The sequence below is a fragment of the Vibrio diabolicus genome (genome assembly GCF_011801455.1).
GTDB lineage: Bacteria > Pseudomonadota > Gammaproteobacteria > Enterobacterales > Vibrionaceae > Vibrio > Vibrio diabolicus.
Genome location: NZ_CP042451.1, coordinates 1,724,978 through 1,747,371 on the forward strand (window position 1 = coordinate 1,724,978; position 22,394 = coordinate 1,747,371).

A 22,394-nucleotide genomic window follows, 5' to 3' on the forward strand; every position below is an offset into this window, starting at 1 on the left:
CTATAACAAATTCAATAATTTAAAGCGGGAGGCATGATGAGAATATTCTGGCAGTTACGTTGGTATTTCCAACAAAAGTGGAAGCATTATGTCGGATCGATTTTGCTTTTCGCTGTGATATCAACTCTACAACTTGTTCCTCCTAAAGCGGTCGGTATCATCGTTGATGGGGTCGTAGATAACACGTTAGATACAAATACGCTGATTCTGTGGCTCTTGGGACTCACTGCACTGATCTTTGCCATTTATGGATGCCGTATCTTATGGCGAATTTGGCTTTTCGGCGCAAGCTGGGAACTCGGAACCATTCTACGTAATCGTCTCTATAGGCACTTATCGACACAACCACCCCGATTTTTCGAACGTTATAAGACCGGTGATCTGATGGCGCGTGGTACTAATGATGTACGTAACATCGTAATGACAGCCGGCGAAGGGGTTTTAACGGCAGCCGATTCCTTGATCACGGGTATTGCAGTTTTAATCATCATGGTAACGCAAGTTAGCTGGAAGCTCACCGTTATGGCACTTCTTCCAATGCCGTTTCTTGCAATCATCATCTTTTTTATCGTCCGTATACTGCATCAACGTTTCCGCATTGCTCAGGAAGCCTTTTCTACCATGTCAGACATGACGCAAGAGTCACTTAACGGCGTGCGAATGTTGCGAGCTTTTGGGTTAGAGAATCAAGAACAACAGCGCTTTGACGATGTAGTCGATGATACCGGTCAGAAAAATATCGCCGTCGCTAGAGTCGACGCGAGATTTGATCCAGCTATCCAACTCACCATCGGCCTCTCTTTCCTTCTCAGTGTCGCTGCTGGTGCTTACCTTGTCGATAAGGGAGAGATCACGCTTGGTGATCTAACAGCCTTTACGATGTATTTAGGGTTAATGATATGGCCTATGCTGGCCTTCGCTTTCTTATTTAATATTTTAGAGCGAGGCTCCGCAGCATGGAATCGCCTACAAGAGATCTTTGATGAAACACCAGAGATTGTCAGTGGAAATAAACCATTAGAAGATAAACCACTGCCATTAAAAATTGATATCGATGCTTTCCACTGGTCCAGTGATTTACCACCAGCTTTAGCCGAAATAAAAATCGAACTTGAACCCGGTAAAATGTTGGGAGTAGCTGGCCCTGTCGGAAGCGGAAAATCAACCCTGCTAACGCTGCTTTTGCGTCAGCACGACCTAACAAACGGTTCAATTACATTCGGGGATGTTGAGATTAAAGATGCCCTACTTCCTCAGTGGCGCAACCGCTTTGCCGTGGTTAATCAAAGCCCGTTTCTATTCTCCAAATCTATCTTTGACAATATTGCCTTAGGAAACCCTAACGCGGGAAAGGAAGAAGTCTACAGAGCAGCAAAGTTAGCCTGTATTCATGATGATATAGAGAAGTTTCCTGAAGGCTATCAAACTGAAGTTGGCGAGAAAGGCATTACTCTCTCTGGAGGACAAAAACAACGAATTGCGATAGCACGCGCTATGCTGTTGAATGCCCAAGTGTTGGTTTTGGACGATGCACTTTCCGCTGTTGATGGACGGACCGAAAATCAAATCCTTAAGAATTTGGAAACGCACTACCGTGATCAAGCCCTAATCGTTATTGCGCACCGCCTCACCGCATTGGAAGCAGCAGACGAGATCATTGTATTGAATCACGGACACATTACTGAACGTGGGCAACATAGCGCTTTATTAGCGCATAAAGGATGGTACGCCGAAATGTTCGAGTACCAAAAACTAGAACAGGCGATGGAGGAATAATGAATGAACCAGACCAGTACGTTTAAACGGTTGATGTCTTACCCATTATCTCAACCAAAGCCAATGATTAAAGGACTTGCTTTGCTGTTTATCGCAGCGTTAGCCAGCGCTGGCGGCCCTTGGTTGATTCAATATTTCATTGATGAGCACATCGCTAAAGGTGACTATTCACAGAATGTTCTGATTTCGCTAGCAGTAGGTTATATCGCTCTTCAGATTGTATCGGCAACATTCCAGTATTTTCAGTCATTGCAATTTAGCATTGTCGCGGCTAACACTATCAAAACGATTCGTAAGCAAGTATTTTCTGGCGTGATTAAGCAGCCGTTATCTGCGTTTGATTACACTCCTGCGGGGAAATTGGTATCGCGAATCACCAACGATACGGAATCTCTACAGCAATTTTATGAGCTCTTGATCGCGACCGTGGTGAAAAACGTGGTCATGATTGTGGTGATGCTTGGCGTTATGTTTTTCATGAGCTGGAAACTCACACTTGTTGTGCTTGTATTGCTACCGATCGTCATCGGCTTTATGTACTTGTTTAAGCAGCTAAGTACAGAAAGCTACCGAAAGATGCGTGACCTATTGACTGATATAAATGCGAATCTGAGTGAATCCATTCAAGGGATGAGTGTCATTCAATTAATGCAACAAGAAGAGCGTTTTAATAAACAGTTCAACGAGCTAACCGCAGAGCACTTGGTGGCATCTAAACGAGTGATTCGGCTAAACGGCTATCTGCTAAGACCATTAATGGATTTGCTCGCAGGTCTTGCGTTGCTTTGCTTGGTTGCGATCTTTGGTTTTAATGGTATTGAGTTGATTGGTGTGGGGGTACTGTATGCATTTATCAGTTATCTTGCGCGAGTTACTGAACCACTAATTGAGATGACTCAGCAACTTGCTCTACTTCAGCAAGCGTTAGTATCAAGCGAACGTGTTTTTGAATTGATTGATGCGAAAAAACAAACTTACGGGAACGATCATCAACCATTAAGGTCAGGTGCTATCGAACTTAAAGACCTCACATTTAGCTACGATGGTAAACAGGACGTCCTAAAAGACATTTCGTTGAGGGCCAACCACCAAGACTTTATCGCGCTTGTCGGGCATACAGGAAGCGGTAAAAGCACATTAGCGTCACTGTTAATGGGCTTTTATCCAACGCAATATGGTGAACTGCTCATCGATAGTCGTCCACTTAAAACACTAGGGAAAGACGTCCTTCGTAAAGATGTGGCAATGGTTCAGCAAGATCCGCACATTCTCCCTGCTTCAGTCAGAGAAAACATCTCTCTTAGTCGAGCGGTTGACGATACTCAAATATGGGATGCGTTAGACAAGGTAGGTTTGGCAGAGCAAATTCACCGTTATCCTAATGGGCTAGACACGCAGTTAGGTCAAGGTGAAACCAATCTATCTGCTGGACAAAAACAGCTCTTAGCGTTAGCACGTGTGCTTGTGGTAAAACCTAAAATATTGATATTAGATGAAGCAACGGCCAATATTGACTCAGGAACAGAAGCTTTAATACAAAAGAGCTTGGCAGTACTCAGACAAGACATGACACTAGTCGTTATCGCTCATCGACTTTCAACTATTTTGGATGCGGACCAAATAATTGTTCTTCATCATGGGGAGTTAGTAGAGAAAGGCACACACAAAGCACTGTTGAAACAAAATGGTCGTTATGCCCAAATGTATCAGTTACAGCAAGCAAACCGACATTTACAGCAGATTGAAGAAGAAACCAAGCAACTCGAAGAAGCGGTGTGATTTTTATACCCATGCCTTCTTTTTATTTGGTAGGCATGGGCATAATCGGCCCAACTTCAAAAGTTAGCCTGATTAGCTTCCAATTTCTTCATAATGTGAACTAATTTTCTATTTCTTACCTATTATTGACATAACCCCTCGCTATATCACGCAAGGTCGTTGTAAAATCGTACGGTACTTCAGTCTGGTGCCCTTTGCACTAGACTGTTTTTCACTTTCTAATAATGCATATTAATCTCATGACACAAGTCCATGGACAAAGATAAGTTTACTAACATCTATCGCTTGCCTGGTTCGATTCAAATTCGTATCGGTAAATGGCAAAAAACGTTCCGCGGTACCTCTGATTTGATTTTACATCAGGCGCTAATGGAGCGTAATAAGCAGTTTAAGAAGCCAGACTTTTTACCTAAAGGCTGGTGCGTCACTCCTATTGACGAAAAAGATATTACTGTCACGCACCACGGTAAATATATCCAAACCGTCATGCGCACAATGTTGGACAGAAAGGTCTCGTACAAGCGATTATTCCTATCTCGAATGAGTGCGGAAGAAGGTGAAAAAGTGCTCCACAATTACAAACTGGAGTGGGTAAGGAAACATAACCAGATCGCCAAAAAGTACAATCAAATTAAGAAGAAACAGTACATGAACTTTGCAAGAGAAGAAGAGGAAACCCTCTACCCTTCGATTCCAAAGGGTGAGTTTGACAAAACGTTATGGAACAAGCTCGTCGTATCATCGTTTGGTCCGCAGAAAAAGTACAAAAACCCACACTTTGTCCGCAAAGCCGATTTCTAAATAAACACCCCTACACTAGGGGTGTTTATTTATCCGTTAAATCACCAATCGTAAGTTAAACTGGCAATAATATTTTGTCGATCGCCATACCAACAAAAACCATCACATGTCGCTATGTACTCTTTATCAGTGATATTTTTGGCTGCGACTTGTAGCTTGTAATCTCCAATGCGATAGCTGACCGTCGCATCCATTAAAAAGTAACTTGGTACTTTTAGTCTCTCTTCATTATCTCCGTATGACTCACCTGTATAGCGCGCACCTAAGCCAACAGCAAAGCCATCAAGAGGTCCATCAAAGAAACGATAATGTGCCCAAGCTGATGATACGGTATTCGCGACTTGAGAAGGTGTTTTGCCAACCCATGTCTTATTGACGTCTTCTTTTATCTCTGCATCAACATAGGCTATGTTTCCGATTAATGTTAAAGAAGGTGCCACATTGGCTACAGCTTCAAACTCAACGCCGTTATTTTCTATTTTTCCTATTTGCGTCAATTCACTCAAGTAGATACGAGCCAAGTTTTCTTTTGTTGCCCGATACGTTGCGATATTGAAATAGCCATCGAATGAATCCGGTTGGTATTTTACACCGATTTCAATTTGATCACCGCTTTCCGGTTTCGCTGGCTTACCATTGCTATCTTCTTGAATTATTGGATCAAAGTACTGAGAGTAACTAAAGTATGGTGTGAAGCCAGAATCAGAAATATAAGCCGTTCCCACGCTAAACGTCCACTCTCCATTATCGACTTTCGTGCGAGCACCCGTGGTAACATTATGTACTTCATTACTTGTATCGTCGTAACGCGCACCCAATAACATTGCCCATTTATCGTTAATCAGCATATGATCTTGAAAATAGACACCGAGCTGTCGGTTCTCAACTTTCGTTCTTTGCTTATCGGTTTCGCTCAATGGCTGTAGCGTATTCGGATCGAGTAACGTTATATTATCCGAATAAGTGGGATTAAATACATTAAACCTAGGGTCAGGCAAAGCTCCCATTGGTGTGTTTAAGAGCGCATTACCATCAGCAACGATAGGATCATTCGCAAAGTCCTTACCATCGATACTGATCATTTGAAAATCTAAACCCAACATCAAGTTATGCTCAACGCTTCCCCAATTTACTTGGTGCATCAAACGATTATCAATATTAAAAGCATCGGATGATCCATCTTCTGCTGAAGCGCCCCGAAGTATGGTCTTGCGTTCATTTGATGGATCTAAAATCGGCCCCAACCCAGGTACATCAGCCGAGTAAACGTACGAATACATTTGTCTCAACTTAACATCCATTTCACTGTAACGAGCAGCTTGAACAAACGAAGTGGTATCATTAAACGCATGAGAAAACTCATAGCCTAAAGACACCTGCTCACGCTCAAAGGTCTCCCAGTTAGGATTGCCTATCGCTAAACTATCACTGATCTTTCCATTTTTGTTTGGCGTTAACGTTCCTTCAACTGGCAAAAATTGCAGATAAGGATCTGAGTCGTCTTTTTGATAGCTCGTTAGAAAGGTAATTTCAGACGTCTCATTAAATTTGTACGTCATTGATGGAGAGAGAAGAATGCGCTCTGCTTCTACCCCACTAATTCTCGTCCCATTTTTTCTCGCTAACCCCTGAAAGCGGAAAGCTAACTGCTCACTCACCTCAGAGTTTACGTCAAGAGAAAGTTGTTTACGGTCTTCAGAACCGTACTCCAAAGATACAAGCCCTGATCCCCCATCAAATTGAGGTCGCTTACTGACGACATTGATGACCCCACCAGGAGGGTTTTGCCCATAAAGAACAGACGCTGCACCACGTAAAACTTCAACCCTTTCCAAAGCAAACGGATCTATTTGCCAACTATAAAAACCAGAAGAATATAAACGGGTACCATCTTGATACAGCCCGCTGTTCGCCTGTTTAAAACCACGAATAATAAACCAATCTTGCTTGTTATCTTCGCCGAAATAATTAGTTTGAATACTTGGTGTGTATTGTAGTGCGTCAGAAATGCTAATAGAGGCCCGATCATCCATTTGTTCTCGCGTAACAACAGACACCGCTCTTGGGGTTTCATTGATGGCAATATCAGTTTTCGTCGCTGCCCGACTCTTCGCTCCAAGATAACTAAAATCAGGACCAACTGCACTGTCTTGCTGCTGTCCAATCACAACTATATTTTCATCTTCCTGAGCCAAGACATTTGGCGTTGATAACGCTAATACAACCGCCATTGACGTTGGTGTCAGCATAAACTGCCGAGTCATATTATTCTCCTTTTTTGTCGGCAGCCAAACCAACCCTTCATGACTTCAGCGATCGCTGAAAGAAAAGCGAGTTACGGCATCGCCAGTTGTTTCCATAAAAGACAAACCAGAGGTTTTGCATAAAGCACTCGCATAGGTTGCGAATGCCAATGCGAGTGCTTGTTTGTTGTATAAGTACTTTCTTGGTTGAGGCTTAGCTCGTATCTATAAACGGCGTAATCCCCACATCAGATACAAACCGCCAATGAGAGACGCCATCAGCCCTGTTGGTATTTCTTGTGGGTAAAGAACTTGTCGTCCCAACCAGTCGGCCAACAACATCACGCCGGAACCCAATATCGCGGCGCATAACATGTGTTGTGACGCTTTGTTAAAGCCAAATAAGCGAGCTAAATGCGGAGCCAGTAACCCAACAAAGCTAATAGGACCAACAACCAATGTCGCACTGACCGTGAGACAAGCAACTAAAAGCAGCAGTATCGCGCGCGAACGATCAACGCGAATCCCAAGTGCTTTAGAGGAAGCGGCGCCAACAGGAAGAATATCTAGCCATCTTACGCAGAGAAAACTCAACCCTATAAAGACAAGCGCAGATAAAGACAATGGGAGTAACGTTTCAACCGAAACATAGTAGGTAGACCCAGACAACCAAGCCAATGCTTGATAACTTCTTGGGTCACCAGTGGCTAGAATAAAGCTCTGTATTGCATTCATCAGTGCGGTAATAGCAATACCAGTCAACAAAATGCGCTCCGGCTGAAAACCTGATTTACGGTTTAGCAGCACAATGACCAATACCGTCGCTAATGCGCCTACGAGCCCGCCTAGAGAAAGAGTGAAAATTGACGAACCTAACCCAGTAAACATCGCGATGATCAATCCCATCGCTGTCCCTGAACTGATGCCGATCACTTCTGGACTGGCCATTGGGTTTCCACTTAGGCGTTGAATCATGGTGCCAGCAATCGCTAACATTGCCCCCGCAATTGCTGCTGCAAATAATCTAGGTGCGCGCCATTCCAAAAAAATCCAATTTTGGCTAGCAAACAAGTTTGTCCACCCTTCATTTTGCACAGCAACCGTGGCAAAAAGAACAACGGAAATTAATGTGCCGATCAACGCCAATGAGATCGCTTTAGGGTTTAGCTTGTAAACATGTTGACGATGTCGAGTTAACACCGTTTGAGTATGACCCTGCGTCTTTTGTGATAAGCGAGGTAGCAGCCATAATAGTAGCGGAGCGCCCAGTGCAGCGGTTGCTGCTCCCGTTGGTATAAAACTCGCCATTAGCCCTGGCAGTTGCTGAATAACCAAATCGGTTAAAGTCAATAACATGGCACCAATCAGCATTGATACCCAAAGCTTATGCTGGATTTTATTGATACCTATCAATCGAGTAATCGCTGGCGCTGCTAACCCAATGAAACCGATGATTCCTACTGCAGAAACGACCCAAGAAGTGATTAGTACCGCAAGCCCAAGACAGACAAAGCGCAGTTTGGCTAGCGAGACACCTAAACTCTTGGCACCTTGCTCGGAGAGTTCTAACAGACTTAACGGCTTTGCAAACACAAATGCGATAACCGTAGCAAGTGCGATTCGAGGTGCAAGATACGAGAAATCACCCCATCCGCTCTGAACAAGCGAGCCCGCTCCCCATATCATTAATCCATTCAGCTTTTCGGTATTCATCATCAGAATAACCGTACTTAATGATGCAAAGTACAGGTTTATCACTAACCCAGAAACGACGACGACCGTTGGAGATAACGCTCGTCGCCATGACAACAGCATCACCAACCCCATCGATGTCACACCGCCGATGAGAGCAACCAAATTAGGTGCTATATCCAACATCCAAGGGGCAAATAGCGTAGCTAACATCAAAGCAAAACTTGAACCGCTCGCCACACCAAGTGTCGTGGGTGAAGCAAGAGGATTGCGCAGAACTTGCTGCATTAATACCCCAGCAACCGCTAATCCGGCGCCAGAAATAATCGTGGTGAAGACTCGAGGCCACCAGCTAAAGTGAAGTAAGACGGAATCGATAGATTGAAAGTTAGGTTTCCATAAACTGCTAAGAGCCAGTGAGAATGAACTTGCTTGATACAATTGGAAAGCACCAATAGAAAAGGTAAATGCCGAAAGTAACACCACAAGGCTTAAAGGCATGGCTTTCATTGTTCTAACTCCTCGACCTTACTCGCCGTAACTAACTCCGCGAACCGAAGCGCTGAAGGCATAGAACCAAAACTCCAAACAGGCGCGACTTGCATGACCTTCTCACCAGACTGTTGAACAACGTATTGCCAAAACGGATCTTGAGAGAGCTGCTTTTCGCCACCGTGAGGCAATGGCTCAACGATAACAATTTGGGCTCTTATACCTGCTAACTTATCGATGCCGAGTAAGCTGAAGCCCCAGCTATTTGTCTCTTCGTTCCACGCATTACTCAGCCCAATCTTTTCGATAGCCTGAGAGTAAAGACTATTCTGACCAAAAACACGAACGTGCTTCGTATCCATAAACTGAATCATTAAAAGCGGCGGCTGGTCTTTGTTTATGCGCTGTTTTAGTAAAGAGAAACGTTCTTCATATTGTTGGATAAGTGCCTCAGCCTCCGCTTCTCTTCCTAGCTCTTCACCAAACCTCCGAGTGAAACGAGTAAGTACCGACCAATCTGTAATCCCGCTTTCATATAAGTCAATCGTGGTAACGGGGGCGATATCGACTAAGCGATGCTTCATTGAGGAGAAGTACGGGGCAATAAAAATACGGTCAGGTCTGAGCTCGTAAATACGCTCTATATTGGGTTGAGTTCTTAACCCTACATCCTTAGTTTGAGGTGGTAACGGTGGCGATTTTACCCAAGCATCGTAATCTTGCCCTTGAGCGACACCTACGGGCACGACCCCTAACGCCAACATCGTTTCAGTTTGTGTCCAATCAACCGACATCACCCGAGGTGACGCCTCAGCTACTGCTTGAAAGGAACTGACCAAAAGCGCACTAAGTGAGAGAGCGAAAGAGAAATGCTTAAGTCGAGTGTTTGTACTGCTCATTATTCAACCTCTAGCTTGGCATCGCCACCGGATAACCCGCAGGGTGGTCAGAGATCTTCATCTCTATCCCGTATATGTCCCTCAGCTTAGGTTCAGTAAACACCTGTTCAACATTGCCTTGTGCAATCAAATCACCTTGATGTAATGCAACGATATGATCGCAAAAGCGCGCCGCTAAGTTGATGTCGTGCAATACAATAATAACGCCCAAACCCAACTCTTTACTGAGTTTAGAGATGAGCTTCAACATATCGACTTGATGGCTAATATCTAACGCAGACAAAGGCTCATCAAGAAGCAAATACTCGGTTTTTTGCGCTAATAGCATGGCTAGCCACACTCGTTGGCGCTCCCCTCCAGATAGCGTATCAACTAAGCGATCTGCGTATTTTAGTGTTCCTGTCATCGCCATTGATTCTTCAATAATGTCATGATCTTTCTTGCTCAAACGACCAAGTAAACCATGCCATGGGTAACGACCAAATCCGACTAAATCGCGACCTAAAATACTGTCGGTCACCGGAAGATGCTGAGGCAAGTAGGCAATGTGTTGGGCGAATTTTTTCGCTGAGAGATCGTTAATGCTCGTTCCATGTAGAACCACGTCACCAGCGGTGTATGGCTGTTGCTGTGCCAGCAACTTTAACAATGTAGATTTTCCTGAACCATTGTGCCCAACAAGAGCGTATGTTTTTCCGGGTTCAAATGTCACATCAAACGCTTTTAGCAATGACTTGCCTTCAATCTCAAACTGGAGTGCTTTAGCTTCCAACATCCCTACTTCACCTAATAGCCATTCACAAATGAAAGCTAATCAACCGCTTTCATTCGTTCATCACGTTTGCCGTTCTTATTCAACAGAACGATTAATAAGGGAGGTTTTATATAACAACAAAGATACAAATGCAAACCGTTGTCATTATCATTACATCAACAAGATCATTGAGAGAATTACTAAGCGTTAATGATTATTCGTTGCGGATGACTTCATTAGCGGATTGTCGGCAGGTCAACGAGAGCAGCGATCTACCACTGCCCTCGCATAAATTTGAATGAATACTGCGGCGCATGAAGAAATGAGAAATGCCGCAGTGACTAAATTAATGACGAGCGTCAGCGCCAAACTCTACTTCTTTATAGATATCGGCCAGCGACTTTTTACCTTGTTTGTCTTTGGCTGAACGCTTTTTCTTCGTTTGATAATGGTATTCTTGCTCCTGAAGTGCTTGTTCGTGCTCTTTTGCTGACTCAACAAACTCAGGATTTGCAAGTGCTTGTTGGCGTAAGCGGTTTACTCTTTCAAGGGTTTCCCACAACATACTTCACCTCCAAACTTACCACTGTATATAAAAACAGTATTGTTTAAATATTCCTCCTCGTCAACATTTCAACTTCGTTACTGCTCTTCACATTAACCCCAAGCCTGTATAGTGCTCCGGATATTTGTGGATGATTTGCTTTATATAACCTTGATGCTCTCGCAGAGCATTAACACATTCTCGAGATAACCATCCCTGATATACCCATTTTTCAAGTTCTAACAATGCGTATGGGATGGACCACGCTTGTCTGTACGGATGGTGCGTCGTCATAAAATCAAAGGCATTCGCGACAGCCGTAATTTGCGCGGCTATTGGTATATCGCCACTGGTTAAACCATACGGATAACCAGTACCATTTAAGTTTTCGTATTGATAAGTAACCATCTGCAAAAACAAAGTCACACTCGGGTGAACCGGATTTCCGATACGAGCCACTATGTCATCGGCCGAGTCGATGCAACGCTCAATATGTTGAATCAATATCGCCTCTTGTTCTTGAGTATAATTTGTTCGGCGACTAGCAATTTCAACTGGCAGCTGAATATCACTGAGTGCATGGAATTGAGCAAAAATACCAATATCTTCGACCATTTCATCATTCAGGTGATAACGATCCGCTAACTGCGTTGCGATGACTTGGCTGTAGTACTTCATTCGTTTGGTATGCGCGTAAAACTCAGGGGAGTAGCCTGGCATCATACATTGCATTCGGTTCGCCAACGTTTCTATCGCGCTAACGACGTGGTCTTCTGATTCAACCGCAAATTGAATCATTTCGAAATAAGGTTTGAGACTATTCAACGCTTCTAAGCTAAACGCATTGGGCTGAGTGGAATTTAAAAACACAAAGCCTGTAAATGCTTTATTGTCGTAACAAGGAATCGCAACCGACGACTGGTATCCGTGTTTGAGTAAGGTTTGAACCCGAGGACAATGATTAATATCGTGAAGGTCTTCGACGATGCGAGGAATCGCGTTTTTGGAGGCAATATTGAGGTGGTGGAGTTTACGGAATGCTGACTCATGGTGGGCTAAACACCAAGTGTCGAACTCACTTTCTGCAAATGATTTGAGCACATCTTGGTCTGGGTGATATTTAGCAAATGACACCCTATCAATACACGGCAAGTGCGCCTGCATCCTGCCCTTTAGCGTTTGCAGTTGCTCATTAAGCGGTTTTGCAAACGGGTAAAAACTCCGGTGCGCCATACTTCACCTCCACACCCAAGCAGAGAAACAAGAGAAGCTCATTGTGTTGCAAATTCAATGGTATTTTGAGCGGTTTTCTCCACTTAAATTATCGATATACCACAACTTAAGTGTACGAAATAAAAGCACATTTCTACCAATTCTTTCACCGAATATCTTACGGTAATTTGATCCAGATTAAAAAAGCCAACGAGCGAAACTCGTTAGCTTAACAATACTGATTGATTACGATGAATTCAGTAACTAGAGGTTATTCAGAGACGTTCCAAACAACTAGCCCAAAGCAGGAAGCACACCCAAAGTAATTGACACCTGAGCTAATACGATACCTGTGCCAGCGATACCCGTTATCACTAATGCTCCTTGGCCACCAGCAACTCGGTACTCCCCCGTAAAATCATCCGATTTACGAACCTTGATCACCATAACCAGAGGCAAAAAGATGGCTAAAATCGCTAATGCAATCGCTGCATAACCCAAAGCCATAATAAAGCCTTGAGGGTAAAAAAGTGCGAAGCCCAGCGGTGGGGTAAACGTCACGAGTGCCGCAACCAAGCGATTAGGCTTATCGTTGCTCCCTTTGATGGTATCACCCAAAAATTCGAATAGACCCAAACTCACACCAAGAAATGACGTTAACAGTGCCAAATCAGCAAATACACCGACAATGTTGCCTAAGTTTGATTGGTGCACCGTCTGCGATAGTTGACCAATAAGCGCGCTCAACCCACCGTTTTCAATAAGCGTACTTTGGCTAACCACACCCAATGTCACGATCTGCCAAAAGATGTAAATCACGAGCGGGATCGTCGAGCCAATAATAACGGCTTTGCGCAAAGAAGAAGTATCGCCATCTAAGTAATTCACAATTGCCGGAATGCTTCCATGGAAACCAAACGAAGTAAAGATAACAGGAATCGCCGCTACAATAAGACCTTGCTCAATCGGCATACTCAATAAGTAAGATTCCGTAACGTTTGGAGCAAGAAAAGAAAGCACAGCAACCATCGCAACAAGTTTCATCGCGAACAACACTCGGTTAACTTTATCGACCGTACCTGTACCAACTGTCACAACTAAAGTCACAATCAAGGTAAAGATTATCGTTGATGTAGACCCTGAAATATCAAGGTCAAACCATTGTGCGAGGCGATCTCCGAACTGAGCACCACCGCCAGCGATGTATGCTGCACACAATGAATAGAAAAGAAACAGCATCGCAAAACTTGCCACCCACTTGCCTTTTTGGCCTAGGATCTGTTTCGCTAAAGTATGAAGAGTTGCACTACTTTCTGCATGCTGATGAAGCTCAAGCATGAGTAAGGCAGTGAAAGCCATCAGAGCCCATAAACTGAGCATGATGATGATTGAAGTTGAAAAACCAATGCCGGCAGAGGCAAGTGGAAGGGCTAGCATGCCAGCACCTATTGTAGTTCCCGCGATAATTAGAGTACTACCGAATACTTTAGAACGACTCATTGTATATTTATCTTTACACTTTATTAGGAATTATCGGTATTAGATCGGGCAACGGCGTACCGAAACCAATACCATATTTGTAATACTGTCGATATTGTAGGATCTTCAGCAGAAGATCAAGCAAAGTGTAAGGATAAAAAACCACAAGTGTAAATAAAAATTTACACACCACTAATGTCCAACAATATCTGAGTACATTCTTCCCTGCTCATGAACTTAGGGACAGGGTAATTCCAGTGCGCCTCTTTCATAATTAAATCTACAAGCGCATCAGCATCTTCGCGCTGAATGAGTGCACTTTTCTGCTTAATATCAATGCTTGCAAACAAAGACTCCACATGCGTCAAAAAGTGTTGAGCACTCGCCTCACCTGACTGCCCTTCGGCCGTCAACGCATCTAGTTTTCTTAGTTGAGGCTCTATCTCTGATAATGAAAAGCGCAGCACAGGTAACAAGGCTAATCCGTTTGCCATGCCATGAGGTATTCCATATTTCGCACCGAATGTGTGAGCAAACGCATGAACATAACCCAAACTCGCTTTCGTAAATGCTAAACCTGCGTAATAGGATGCCATGGCCATTTTATGTCGAGCTTCAACATCATCCCCTTGTGCTACGACCCGAGGAAGATGCTTAAAAATTAACTTAATGGCGGCAACAGAATAAGCCCTAGTTTCTTGAGTAGCATTTCTCGACACATACGCCTCAATAGCGTGAGTTAATGCATCAACGCCAGTATCAGCCGTGATCTTAGGAGGTAAACCAATCATTAAGTTCGCATCTAAAGCTGCCATTAGTGGCACCAACTTTGGATCCATCAAAGGGGTTTTAATGTGTGAGGAGGGATCTGATACGACCGCGGCGATGGTGACCTCACTTCCTGTTCCTGCGGTCGTTGGAATAGCAAACAGAGGCGCTGGCATTCGCCATACTTTCAATAGTCCAGCTAACTTTTTTATTGGCCGTTTATTGGTAACTTTCGCAGCAATGACCTTTGCGCAGTCCATTGCCGAGCCACCACCCAAAGCTAATATGCCCTCACAATGAAAACGATGGTAAGCCTCTAGACCGCTTTCTACCTGATCATAGGTAGGATCGGGCTGCACTTTCGAGAAAACATCTAACTGCAAATCGAGCTGTTCTGCCGCTTCGAGCACCTTATCGACAATACCGACTTGGACTAACCCTTCATCGGTAACTAATAAGACGCGTTTAAATCCCAGTTCGGTCATCGATTCTAATAGCTCATTCATCGAACCGGGGCCGGAAAACAAGGTTGGTCTCGGCATAGGAAGGATAAGAGCTGCTATTTTTAGCCCTGCGGTGTAAGTCCGATATAAGCGATGCTTCAACATACGAAATCCTTTTCATTTAGAGCTATCATTCTAGCTACTTTTATCACCTATGCTTACTTTGCAATCACACATTTTTAATTAAGTCATTTCATCAACACATAAATGCTGCTGAGGGAGCAATACCGTTATCTTGATCTCCCCACACCACGTGAGCTGTAGAGAAAATTATTTTTTATGATTTGCCATTAGCGTTACCTTAATGACTCCCCCCTCTTCGGCTTCGCCGATCATAAAGTGGTTATTCAAGATGCTTTATCATTCATACAAACTCAAAAATATGGATTCTGCTTAATCACATAACTGTACGGTATATCAGTAATCTAATCCGAACATCACTTATAAAAACACAAATAAGAATGCGTTACATCATGATTTATTGTCGTTTTCAAATAAGTCAATAAAAGCAACAATAATCTTTCAAAACTAATACTTAGTTCAAATAACTGACTCTTAATCATGAGCTTCAGGTGATATTGTTATGCAACTAGGATTATTATCCGCCCCATAATTAAAACTACGTCTAAACGCCCACCTTTTTGGGGTCTATTCGCTGTCGTACCCAATTTTCCTATCACCTTCTGATTTGGGTTTCGCGTGGGCTAATTAGCAATGTCGGTATAAACCATGAATCATTCTTGCCATTCCCATACGGACACGGGCTTTGAAGTCGATCTAAAACAAGCGCTTATCTGGGTTGCTCGAGCACTCGATTATGTCGGTGTTGACGATACTCACCACAGCCATCGTGTCGCTTATATCGCTTACCAATGTGCTCGCGTCATGGGTTGGGAGCCAGAAAAAGCGGAGTTTTGTTACTTCGCGGGTATGATCCACGACTGTGGAGTCTCCGAAACACAAGAACATAAAATGTTACTTGGAGAGCTGGTGCCACAAGACGTGAAAACACACTGCTTAAGAGGGTACCGAAGCCTCAAGCAGTGTCGTTTGTTGCGCCAATTTGCGACACCAGTTCTTTACCACCATACACATTGGAGCGAACTAAAAGAGCTCGATTTACCGCCTTTTGAAAAAGAGGTGGCCGCCCTGCTCTACTTATCGGATCGCCTTGATTTTATGCGCTCAAAATACGTCATGAACTGCCATTGTGACATTGTCACGCTTCATGAGGAATTGATTGCTGAGTGCATCATGGCAAACGTTGGAACCTTGTTTAATCCAAGTATGGCCGAAGCAATGGTTAAACTCGTCATGACCGACGCGTTTTGGTTCGCGATGGAGTCGGAAAATATTGAAACCATAGGCCTAAATTTTAAAAGCATTGATTGGCTTCAAAAACAATTAACCATCCAAGATATGAACAGTTTGGGAATGTTTATCGCTCAAATTGTCGATGCAAAGAGCCCGTTCACTTATCAACATTCACAAAAAGTAGCGGAATTATCTCGTTATCTAGCAATTAAGCTTGGGCTAAACGAGCACGACCAAGAAATGTTATATATTGCGGGGCTGGTGCATGATATTGGAAAGTTAAAAACACCAGATGAAATCCTTCACAAAGAAGGCTCTCTAAACAAACAAGAGTACACACGCATTAAACGCCATACCATTGATACTCAGCTCGCATTGCACAAGGTCTTTCCTAACGCGAAAATAGCGGAATGGGCTTCCAATCATCATGAACGTTTAGACGGGTCGGGCTATCCCTATCACAAAACAGGCGACGAGCTCGATGTTCCATCGCGTATCATTGCTGTCGCGGATGTCTTCCAAGCCCTGTCTCAAGATCGCCCCTATCGAGGACGAATGACTCAAACACAGATCGCCGACATTATGGGTGAGCAAATAGCCAAAGAGGAGCTTTGCTCTGACGTTTATGCGGTATTAGAACGACACATGACAGAGTGTTACGAACTCTCAACCGACGTTTAATCAAAACAGGGGCGAACACACGCCCCCTTTTTTAGGATGATAAAACTAGGCAGATAAATAGCTACCTAGCAATATCAAGTAAATTATCTCGCACACCATTGATTCTGAACCAACCAGCGATACTAAAACGCTCGGCATTAGTTGGTAACACCTCATGTGGGAACTGCTCTGATAAGAATACGAACAAACGCCCTGAGCGTGGGGGAATGGTTGCAATTTTAGTGTCATTCAAATCGTATACTACTAATTCACCCGCGTCTTCTTCCGTCCAGGATTCGTTCATATAAAAAACGGTCGTCAATCGACGGTTTTCGTTACCTTTGAAGCAATCTAAATGTTTTTGATAGAAGTCCCCTTTCTCGTACTTGGCAAAATGAGCTTCGTACTCAAAAAGTCCAAGAAACAAGTGACGGTTCACTTCTTGGCGGATCTCTTCCATTTTATCCAAGTAAGAAGTAACAGCATGCCCCATATTTGGCGATAACCATTGAATCTTGTCACTACGAATAGATTCAATACGAGTAACATCATCGTTACGACCAATACGTGCTTTTTTCCAATTGCTTGGAATGCAATCTCGCAGTTGAGCCACCTCTTGTTCAGAAAGAAAGTCATCCCAGATGTAGTAGCCATTGGTTGCTAACGCATCGATCATTTTATTCATTATTTTCGTTCACTCGTGTTAGTTGGGCGCTCTATATAAAAAATCTGCGACACAACAACAAATGCGATTTTTTATCGAGACGACAACGGAGCAAAACGAGAATTAAAATAGACGATACAAGATACAAAAATGCCGCTCATGTGAGCGGCAATGTCGTTTGTTATTGACGAGCTTCTAATCTCGTTGCTCTAATTCGCAACGGACGAAGACGCTTAATGCTAGGGCGCTGTTTGTTTTTTAGCTGGATATGACAAAGTTCCAGAATCAAACCAAATGCCATCGCAAAGTACACATAACCTTTATTGATATGAATTGCGAAGCCTTCTGCCATCAATAAGCCACCCAATAAAACGAGGAACAGCAATGCCAACGTTTTAAAGCCGGGATAGCGCGTCACCAGATTATTGATTTTTTCAGCAGTCATTACCATCACGATTGCAGACGAGACAATCGCCGCGACCATAAGCGGGACATCACTTGTCAAACCGACGGCGGTTATCACCGAGTCCATTGAGAATACCGCATCCACAGCAACAATCTGCAGCAGCACTACCGCTAATCCAGTACGAGCATGAGTCGAGTGGCCAGATTCATTGTGATTTAGCCAGCTCCACAACTCTTTCAGGCTTTTTGCCAATAAGAATGCACCACCCGCGATCATGATCACGTCTCTTCCGGTAAACGCTTGGTTTACGATGGAAAACAGTGGTTGAGTCAACTGCATAATCCAAGAGATAGAAAAAACCAATGCAATACGAGCAATAACGGCAAGGCCGATGCCAAGGTTTCTTGCCAGTTTACGTTGGTGCTGTGGCAATCTTTCACATAGGACGGAGATAAAAACGACGTTATCAACGCCTAAGACAACTTCAAGCGCAAACAAAGTGGCGAAAATCGCCCAAGCCTCTGGTTGCATGAAAAGTTCTAACATGAGTACGCCTCCAATGATGGGAAGACATACGGTGAAGGGTTCTGTCGACTAAAGGGGTCGTCCATTAATTATTTATACCTCTGTTACTTAAGGATCTTGAGTAAATCACCAAACAATTAACAACACAATGGCTATTTTTAAAGGCAATGACGGCTTTTCATTCGTACACAAACTATTCAGCCATCGCACTAGAAAGATAAATGAAATAGAAATTCTAAAATTGAGGAAAGGAAAATGCCAAAGACCTAATAAATCCAAGAGAATTCTTTAATCTTACAAAGGTCAAGTTATTTATTACGCAACACGTTAAATACATTGAGCTCAAAGCGAAAGATGCTCATTTACGAGATAAACAATAGTAAAAATTTGTTTCATCCTGATATACTGCCAAAAATCATAAGAAACCATGCTATTTATGGACTACATTGCTCTTTCACGCATTAGCCTAAAACACCTCACTGTATTGCATATGTTGTTAACCACTCACAGTGTTACGCTTGCCGCAGAGCGCCTGTGTGTAACACCTTCGAGCGTCAGTAAAACACTTGGACAATTACGTGAAACGCTGAAAGATGACCTCTTCTATCGCGATGGTACTCGCTTGGTACCAACGGCATTTGCGCTGCACATTGGCCCCTCGATCCATGGCATACTCTCTAGCATGAATGGATTATTACATCAAGGCTCATTTAATCCAGCTTACTATCAGGGCAGTTTCTCATTAGCTATGCGTGAAAGTTCGTTTGAGCTTTTTGCGCCAGTTCTACAGCATTTATCTCAGCAACTCGGTAATCACGCACATTTGAATGTGCATGCAAAAGAGGAAATGAGTTTCGATGCGTTGGTAAGAGGCCAAGTGGACTTTTTGCTGCTTCCACACGATCTTAGTCAGCCGCCCACGCAAAACAAAGACTTGGTATGGCAAACCATTCTGAAAGATGAAATGGTTTGTTTAATGGGACCATCAAATCCACTCTCTAATCAGCCTTTGTCTATTGAAAGCTACCTCTGTGCAAGACACATTGGGATTCATGATAAAGATCTCTCACAACCTTATTTCGAGCAGAACCTCACACAAAGGCACTCGAAGCGAAATATGGCTATGCGTGTAGCGGATTTTGGCTCAGCTGCGGTGATGTGTCAGCACTCAGATTACTTGTTCACCTGTTCCAAACTTTGGGCAAGGGCGGCCATGCAAGCAAAAGGCTTGGTTGAACAATCCCTTCCATTCGATTATGGACAGGTAGCCTACAGCCTCGTTTGGAACAAAGCGAGCTTGAACGATCCGGCTTTAAAATGGCTACAAAAACAATTGCTCGATGCCTGTGCCATGCTAGACGCGTGCGATGCGTGAGTAAGATAACGAATCAAAACTGCATTACGTGAGTACAGTCGGCACTGCGATGGAGTTACTCACGTAACGTAAAAGTTCTGATTTTAAGCGTTCGATATCATGGCGCGAGCAGACATCCCAAGTTAGCGCCTCCCCCATGACTCCGTGATGTTGAAATGCATTTAAACGGATAAGCACCGATTCAGGCAAAGTACTCAAATAGCGCCCAATCGCTACGATTTCTATATCTAAATCACTTTTCCCTGGAATATGCAGTAACCGAACTTCATACAATTTTTCATGCTTTGCAAGATACTGAAGCGTTTTGAATACACGATGATTATCACGCCCAGTTAGCCATTGATGCGTCTCTGTCTGCCACGATTTCAAATCGATCATCGCACCGTCCAGAAAAGGAAGCACACGCTGCCAACCTGTCACTGATAAAGAGCCATTGCTGTCGATGAAACAAGAAAGGTGCTGTAGCTCAGGATCTTGCTTCATCCCTTTAAACAGCTCAATAATGAAAGGAAGTTGTAAGGTAGATTCCCCACCGGATACTGTAACACCACTGATGAAAAAGCGATGCTTGCGTATCAAATCGAGCATTGTTACCACAGAGTAGTCAGTAATTTTTGGATTAGATTGGTTCTGACATATCTCTATACAATGATCGCAGTGGGTGCACTCCTCTTTAAGCCAAACAACGTTGTTGTTTTCGTCGAACTTCAGTGCGTCTGCCGGACATTCACTCACACAATCACCACAGTGATTACAATGGTTTATTGTATGAGGGTTATGACAGTTCAAACACTGATAGTTACAACCCTGTAGAAAGATGACTAGACGATTTCCTGGCCCATCAACACAAGAGAAAGGAAGGATACGAGTGACTTTTGCCAAAAGGCTTCCACTTCGTCTAGACATCTTGTTCTTTCCTAAACCGACCTTTACGCCTGCGTGTAGGTCGGTGTCATTTCATGACTCACCACACGTGGTGAGCGATCTAAAATCCCAGTATTTTTTGCCGCCTCTGCTCCCAGAAACGTCGTATTGGTTCTCGAACCTTCTGCATCATATTTTGCGATATCAGAAAGTTTAACCATGTATCCCGTAACGCGAATCAAATCATTTGAGGCCACATTCGCGGTAAACTCACGATAACCAGCATTTAACGCCCCTTTGCACAAATTGAACATCGCTTCTGGGTTTGATTTCACCGTTTCATCAATCGTCAAAATATCGCTGATACCTGCTCGATAATACTGGTGATGCTCAGCTGTTGCTTGTACATAAGTGACAGGGTCTGGCTCCGTGCCATAAGGAAGACGCACACCTGGCGTAACGCCAAGATCTAAGCTAATACCACCTTGAGCATGTAAGAGCGCTTTGCCATCCAAACCATATTTCACTGAGGTTGACTCCACTAGTTTCGCCAGTGTGGCTGAAACATCATGAGCAAAGGCATTCGCACGTTCATCTTTTCCGTACTGCCCCGTTTGGCCTTCTTTTTCGAACAGAAGATTCACCGCTTCTGCCATACCATAAATGCCATACATTGGTGCGAAACGGGACTCTTCAATCAACCCTTCTTGCGTCAAAAATCCTTGAAAGAAATTGGACTTTTCATGCAAGTGCGTACTTCTAGCGTCCATCAACTCAACCATTAATTGATGGTATAGAGGTAAAACACTGTTTAAGAAGTCGTTACAATCCGATGCTCGTTCTGCGACTTCTTTTAGGTTCATTCGCACCAGCGTGTTTGAACCACCAGCCAGTGGCAGTGAATTGTAGCAACTTACAATACCAAAACGTGAACCGCTGTAGGCTTTCGAGTGCACAGGGTAATTGGCAATATGAGGCTTACTACACTCGCAAATATTCTGCGTCGCTTGACGAAGTAAATCATCAGGCGTGACCGACTCGTCGTACATAAAAGTAAGATTTGGCGCAATCTGCTTGAGCTCGGCGTCCACTTTTAAAATAGTGCGACAAATAATGTTGTCTGTCGGTCCGACATTCACGTGCATAAACGCATCTGGCAATGTGCGATCCAACATGATCCAAAAATGTTTTAACTTTTTGTAAATTTGATTCTCTGTTAGGTCGCCTATGTAAGGCAGCAAGACATCATCCAACTGACCTAAATACACCGGAATATTCGTTACCGATGGAACATGATGGTAAATGATGGTGAGCATATTCAGCGCATCATCGAAATCGTCAGCTGGAAGCAACTCTAGATACTCAGAGCCTTGCGATAGGAACTTAGCGTAATCAGGCAGCACATAGCGTGGTTTGAAAGGTGCATGGCCTTCAAACATATCACAGATGATTCCTTCATCCATAGCTTGTCTTAGCGATGGGGAAATCGACATGTAAGGAATACATGCTTCCGCCTCCAAGGCCAAAAAGTTCGACTTTTGTTTTGGAGAAAGACGAACATCAGTCGCAATGTCTAGAAAACGTTGTTGTAGTTCAGAAAGGCTTTTCATCTGAGATGTCCCTGAAAAAGTAACCACAAACCCA

At 43.6% G+C, this 22,394-nt stretch carries 17 protein-coding genes; 5 read left to right on the plus strand and 12 right to left on the minus strand.

What is annotated here, in order from left to right; genetic code table 11:
* Positions 1-36 precede the first annotated feature (36 nt).
* From FR741_RS08360 to FR741_RS08370, 3 genes are all read left to right on the plus strand, one after another.
* Positions 37-1,776 (plus strand): ABC transporter transmembrane domain-containing protein, encoded by a 1,740-nt coding sequence (locus tag FR741_RS08360; protein WP_167427102.1) that lies wholly within the window; start codon positions 37-39, stop codon positions 1,774-1,776.
* A gap of 3 nt (positions 1,777-1,779) precedes the next feature.
* Complete coding sequence (locus tag FR741_RS08365) at positions 1,780-3,555, plus strand: ABC transporter transmembrane domain-containing protein (RefSeq protein WP_167426610.1); 1,776 nt, start codon at positions 1,780-1,782, stop codon at positions 3,553-3,555.
* 252 nt (positions 3,556-3,807) lie between these two features.
* Positions 3,808-4,356: an MSHA operon transcriptional regulator gene (locus tag FR741_RS08370; protein ID WP_012841863.1), complete on the plus strand. Its 549-nt coding sequence runs from the start codon at positions 3,808-3,810 to the stop codon at positions 4,354-4,356.
* 41 nt (positions 4,357-4,397) lie between these two features.
* On the opposite strand, the gene FR741_RS08375 is transcribed toward FR741_RS08370, so the two are convergent.
* The 8 genes from FR741_RS08375 to FR741_RS08410 form a co-directional block, all read right to left on the minus strand.
* Positions 4,398-6,620: a TonB-dependent siderophore receptor gene (locus FR741_RS08375; RefSeq protein ID WP_167426611.1), complete on the minus strand. Its 2,223-nt coding sequence runs from the start codon at positions 6,618-6,620 to the stop codon at positions 4,398-4,400.
* 204 nt (positions 6,621-6,824) lie between these two features.
* Positions 6,825-8,801: a Fe(3+)-hydroxamate ABC transporter permease FhuB gene (fhuB, locus tag FR741_RS08380; protein WP_167426612.1), complete on the minus strand. Its 1,977-nt coding sequence runs from the start codon at positions 8,799-8,801 to the stop codon at positions 6,825-6,827.
* Entirely contained in the window at positions 8,798-9,682 is an 885-nt protein-coding gene (locus FR741_RS08385; protein WP_167426613.1) for an ABC transporter substrate-binding protein, read from the minus strand. The genes fhuB and FR741_RS08385 overlap by 4 nt, the downstream gene beginning before the upstream one ends.
* A gap of 10 nt (positions 9,683-9,692) precedes the next feature.
* Positions 9,693-10,457, minus strand: coding sequence for an ABC transporter ATP-binding protein (locus tag FR741_RS08390; protein ID WP_167426614.1), 765 nt, complete (start codon positions 10,455-10,457; stop codon positions 9,693-9,695).
* A gap of 325 nt (positions 10,458-10,782) precedes the next feature.
* Entirely contained in the window at positions 10,783-11,001 is a 219-nt protein-coding gene (locus FR741_RS08395) for a hypothetical protein (protein WP_005377723.1), read from the minus strand.
* An 87-nt stretch (positions 11,002-11,088) separates the two neighbouring features.
* A complete protein-coding gene (locus FR741_RS08400; protein ID WP_104971656.1) occupies positions 11,089-12,213 on the minus strand; it encodes an HD-GYP domain-containing protein in 1,125 nt (374 codons plus the stop codon).
* Between the two features lie 273 nt (positions 12,214-12,486).
* Positions 12,487-13,692: an aromatic amino acid transport family protein gene (locus FR741_RS08405; protein ID WP_167426615.1), complete on the minus strand. Its 1,206-nt coding sequence runs from the start codon at positions 13,690-13,692 to the stop codon at positions 12,487-12,489.
* A gap of 161 nt (positions 13,693-13,853) precedes the next feature.
* Entirely contained in the window at positions 13,854-15,047 is a 1,194-nt protein-coding gene (locus tag FR741_RS08410; RefSeq protein WP_167426616.1) for an iron-containing alcohol dehydrogenase, read from the minus strand.
* 624 nt (positions 15,048-15,671) lie between these two features.
* Here FR741_RS08410 and FR741_RS08415 point away from each other — a divergent pair.
* Positions 15,672-16,937 carry an HD domain-containing phosphohydrolase gene (locus FR741_RS08415; protein ID WP_167426617.1) on the plus strand — a complete coding sequence of 422 codons (1,266 nt, stop codon included), beginning with the start codon at positions 15,672-15,674 and terminating at the stop codon, positions 16,935-16,937.
* A gap of 61 nt (positions 16,938-16,998) precedes the next feature.
* On the opposite strand, the gene FR741_RS08420 is transcribed toward FR741_RS08415, so the two are convergent.
* Complete coding sequence (locus FR741_RS08420) at positions 16,999-17,601, minus strand: 2OG-Fe(II) oxygenase (protein WP_046875222.1); 603 nt, start codon at positions 17,599-17,601, stop codon at positions 16,999-17,001.
* 160 nt (positions 17,602-17,761) lie between these two features.
* Entirely contained in the window at positions 17,762-18,532 is a 771-nt protein-coding gene (locus FR741_RS08425) for a TerC family protein (RefSeq protein ID WP_167426618.1), read from the minus strand.
* A gap of 415 nt (positions 18,533-18,947) precedes the next feature.
* On the opposite strand from FR741_RS08425, the gene FR741_RS08430 reads away from it, so the two are divergent.
* The gene (locus tag FR741_RS08430) at positions 18,948-19,886 is read left to right on the plus strand and encodes a LysR family transcriptional regulator (RefSeq protein WP_041853038.1); all 939 of its coding nucleotides are present in this window, start codon (positions 18,948-18,950) and stop codon (positions 19,884-19,886) included.
* Between the two features lie 24 nt (positions 19,887-19,910).
* On the opposite strand, the gene FR741_RS08435 is transcribed toward FR741_RS08430, so the two are convergent.
* Both FR741_RS08435 and FR741_RS08440 read right to left on the minus strand, forming a co-directional pair.
* The gene (locus FR741_RS08435; protein WP_145474058.1) at positions 19,911-20,792 is read right to left on the minus strand and encodes a YjjW family glycine radical enzyme activase; all 882 of its coding nucleotides are present in this window, start codon (positions 20,790-20,792) and stop codon (positions 19,911-19,913) included.
* A gap of 23 nt (positions 20,793-20,815) precedes the next feature.
* A complete protein-coding gene (locus tag FR741_RS08440; protein WP_167426619.1) occupies positions 20,816-22,360 on the minus strand; it encodes a YjjI family glycine radical enzyme in 1,545 nt (514 codons plus the stop codon).
* Positions 22,361-22,394 lie beyond the last annotated feature (34 nt).

What these genes read in the sequence shown, in the direction of transcription:
- FR741_RS08370 (WP_012841863.1), top strand. Translation starts at nt 3,808, where the DNA reads ATGGACAAAGATAAGTTTACTAACATCTATCGCTTGCCTGGTTCGATT.
- FR741_RS08440 (WP_167426619.1), bottom strand. Translation starts at nt 22,360, where the DNA reads ATGAAAAGCCTTTCTGAACTACAACAACGTTTTCTAGACATTGCGACT.
- FR741_RS08400 (WP_104971656.1), bottom strand. Translation starts at nt 12,213, where the DNA reads ATGGCGCACCGGAGTTTTTACCCGTTTGCAAAACCGCTTAATGAGCAA.
- FR741_RS08405 (WP_167426615.1), bottom strand. Translation starts at nt 13,692, where the DNA reads ATGAGTCGTTCTAAAGTATTCGGTAGTACTCTAATTATCGCGGGAACT.
- FR741_RS08415 (WP_167426617.1), top strand. Translation starts at nt 15,672, where the DNA reads ATGAATCATTCTTGCCATTCCCATACGGACACGGGCTTTGAAGTCGAT.
- fhuB (WP_167426612.1), bottom strand. Translation starts at nt 8,801, where the DNA reads ATGAAAGCCATGCCTTTAAGCCTTGTGGTGTTACTTTCGGCATTTACC.
- FR741_RS08390 (WP_167426614.1), bottom strand. Translation starts at nt 10,457, where the DNA reads ATGTTGGAAGCTAAAGCACTCCAGTTTGAGATTGAAGGCAAGTCATTG.
- FR741_RS08395 (WP_005377723.1), bottom strand. Translation starts at nt 11,001, where the DNA reads ATGTTGTGGGAAACCCTTGAAAGAGTAAACCGCTTACGCCAACAAGCA.
- FR741_RS08420 (WP_046875222.1), bottom strand. Translation starts at nt 17,601, where the DNA reads ATGAATAAAATGATCGATGCGTTAGCAACCAATGGCTACTACATCTGG.
- FR741_RS08365 (WP_167426610.1), top strand. Translation starts at nt 1,780, where the DNA reads ATGAACCAGACCAGTACGTTTAAACGGTTGATGTCTTACCCATTATCT.
- FR741_RS08410 (WP_167426616.1), bottom strand. Translation starts at nt 15,047, where the DNA reads ATGTTGAAGCATCGCTTATATCGGACTTACACCGCAGGGCTAAAAATA.
- FR741_RS08375 (WP_167426611.1), bottom strand. Translation starts at nt 6,620, where the DNA reads ATGACTCGGCAGTTTATGCTGACACCAACGTCAATGGCGGTTGTATTA.
- FR741_RS08430 (WP_041853038.1), top strand. Translation starts at nt 18,948, where the DNA reads ATGGACTACATTGCTCTTTCACGCATTAGCCTAAAACACCTCACTGTA.
- FR741_RS08425 (WP_167426618.1), bottom strand. Translation starts at nt 18,532, where the DNA reads ATGTTAGAACTTTTCATGCAACCAGAGGCTTGGGCGATTTTCGCCACT.
- FR741_RS08360 (WP_167427102.1), top strand. Translation starts at nt 37, where the DNA reads ATGAGAATATTCTGGCAGTTACGTTGGTATTTCCAACAAAAGTGGAAG.
- FR741_RS08385 (WP_167426613.1), bottom strand. Translation starts at nt 9,682, where the DNA reads ATGAGCAGTACAAACACTCGACTTAAGCATTTCTCTTTCGCTCTCTCA.
- FR741_RS08435 (WP_145474058.1), bottom strand. Translation starts at nt 20,792, where the DNA reads ATGTCTAGACGAAGTGGAAGCCTTTTGGCAAAAGTCACTCGTATCCTT.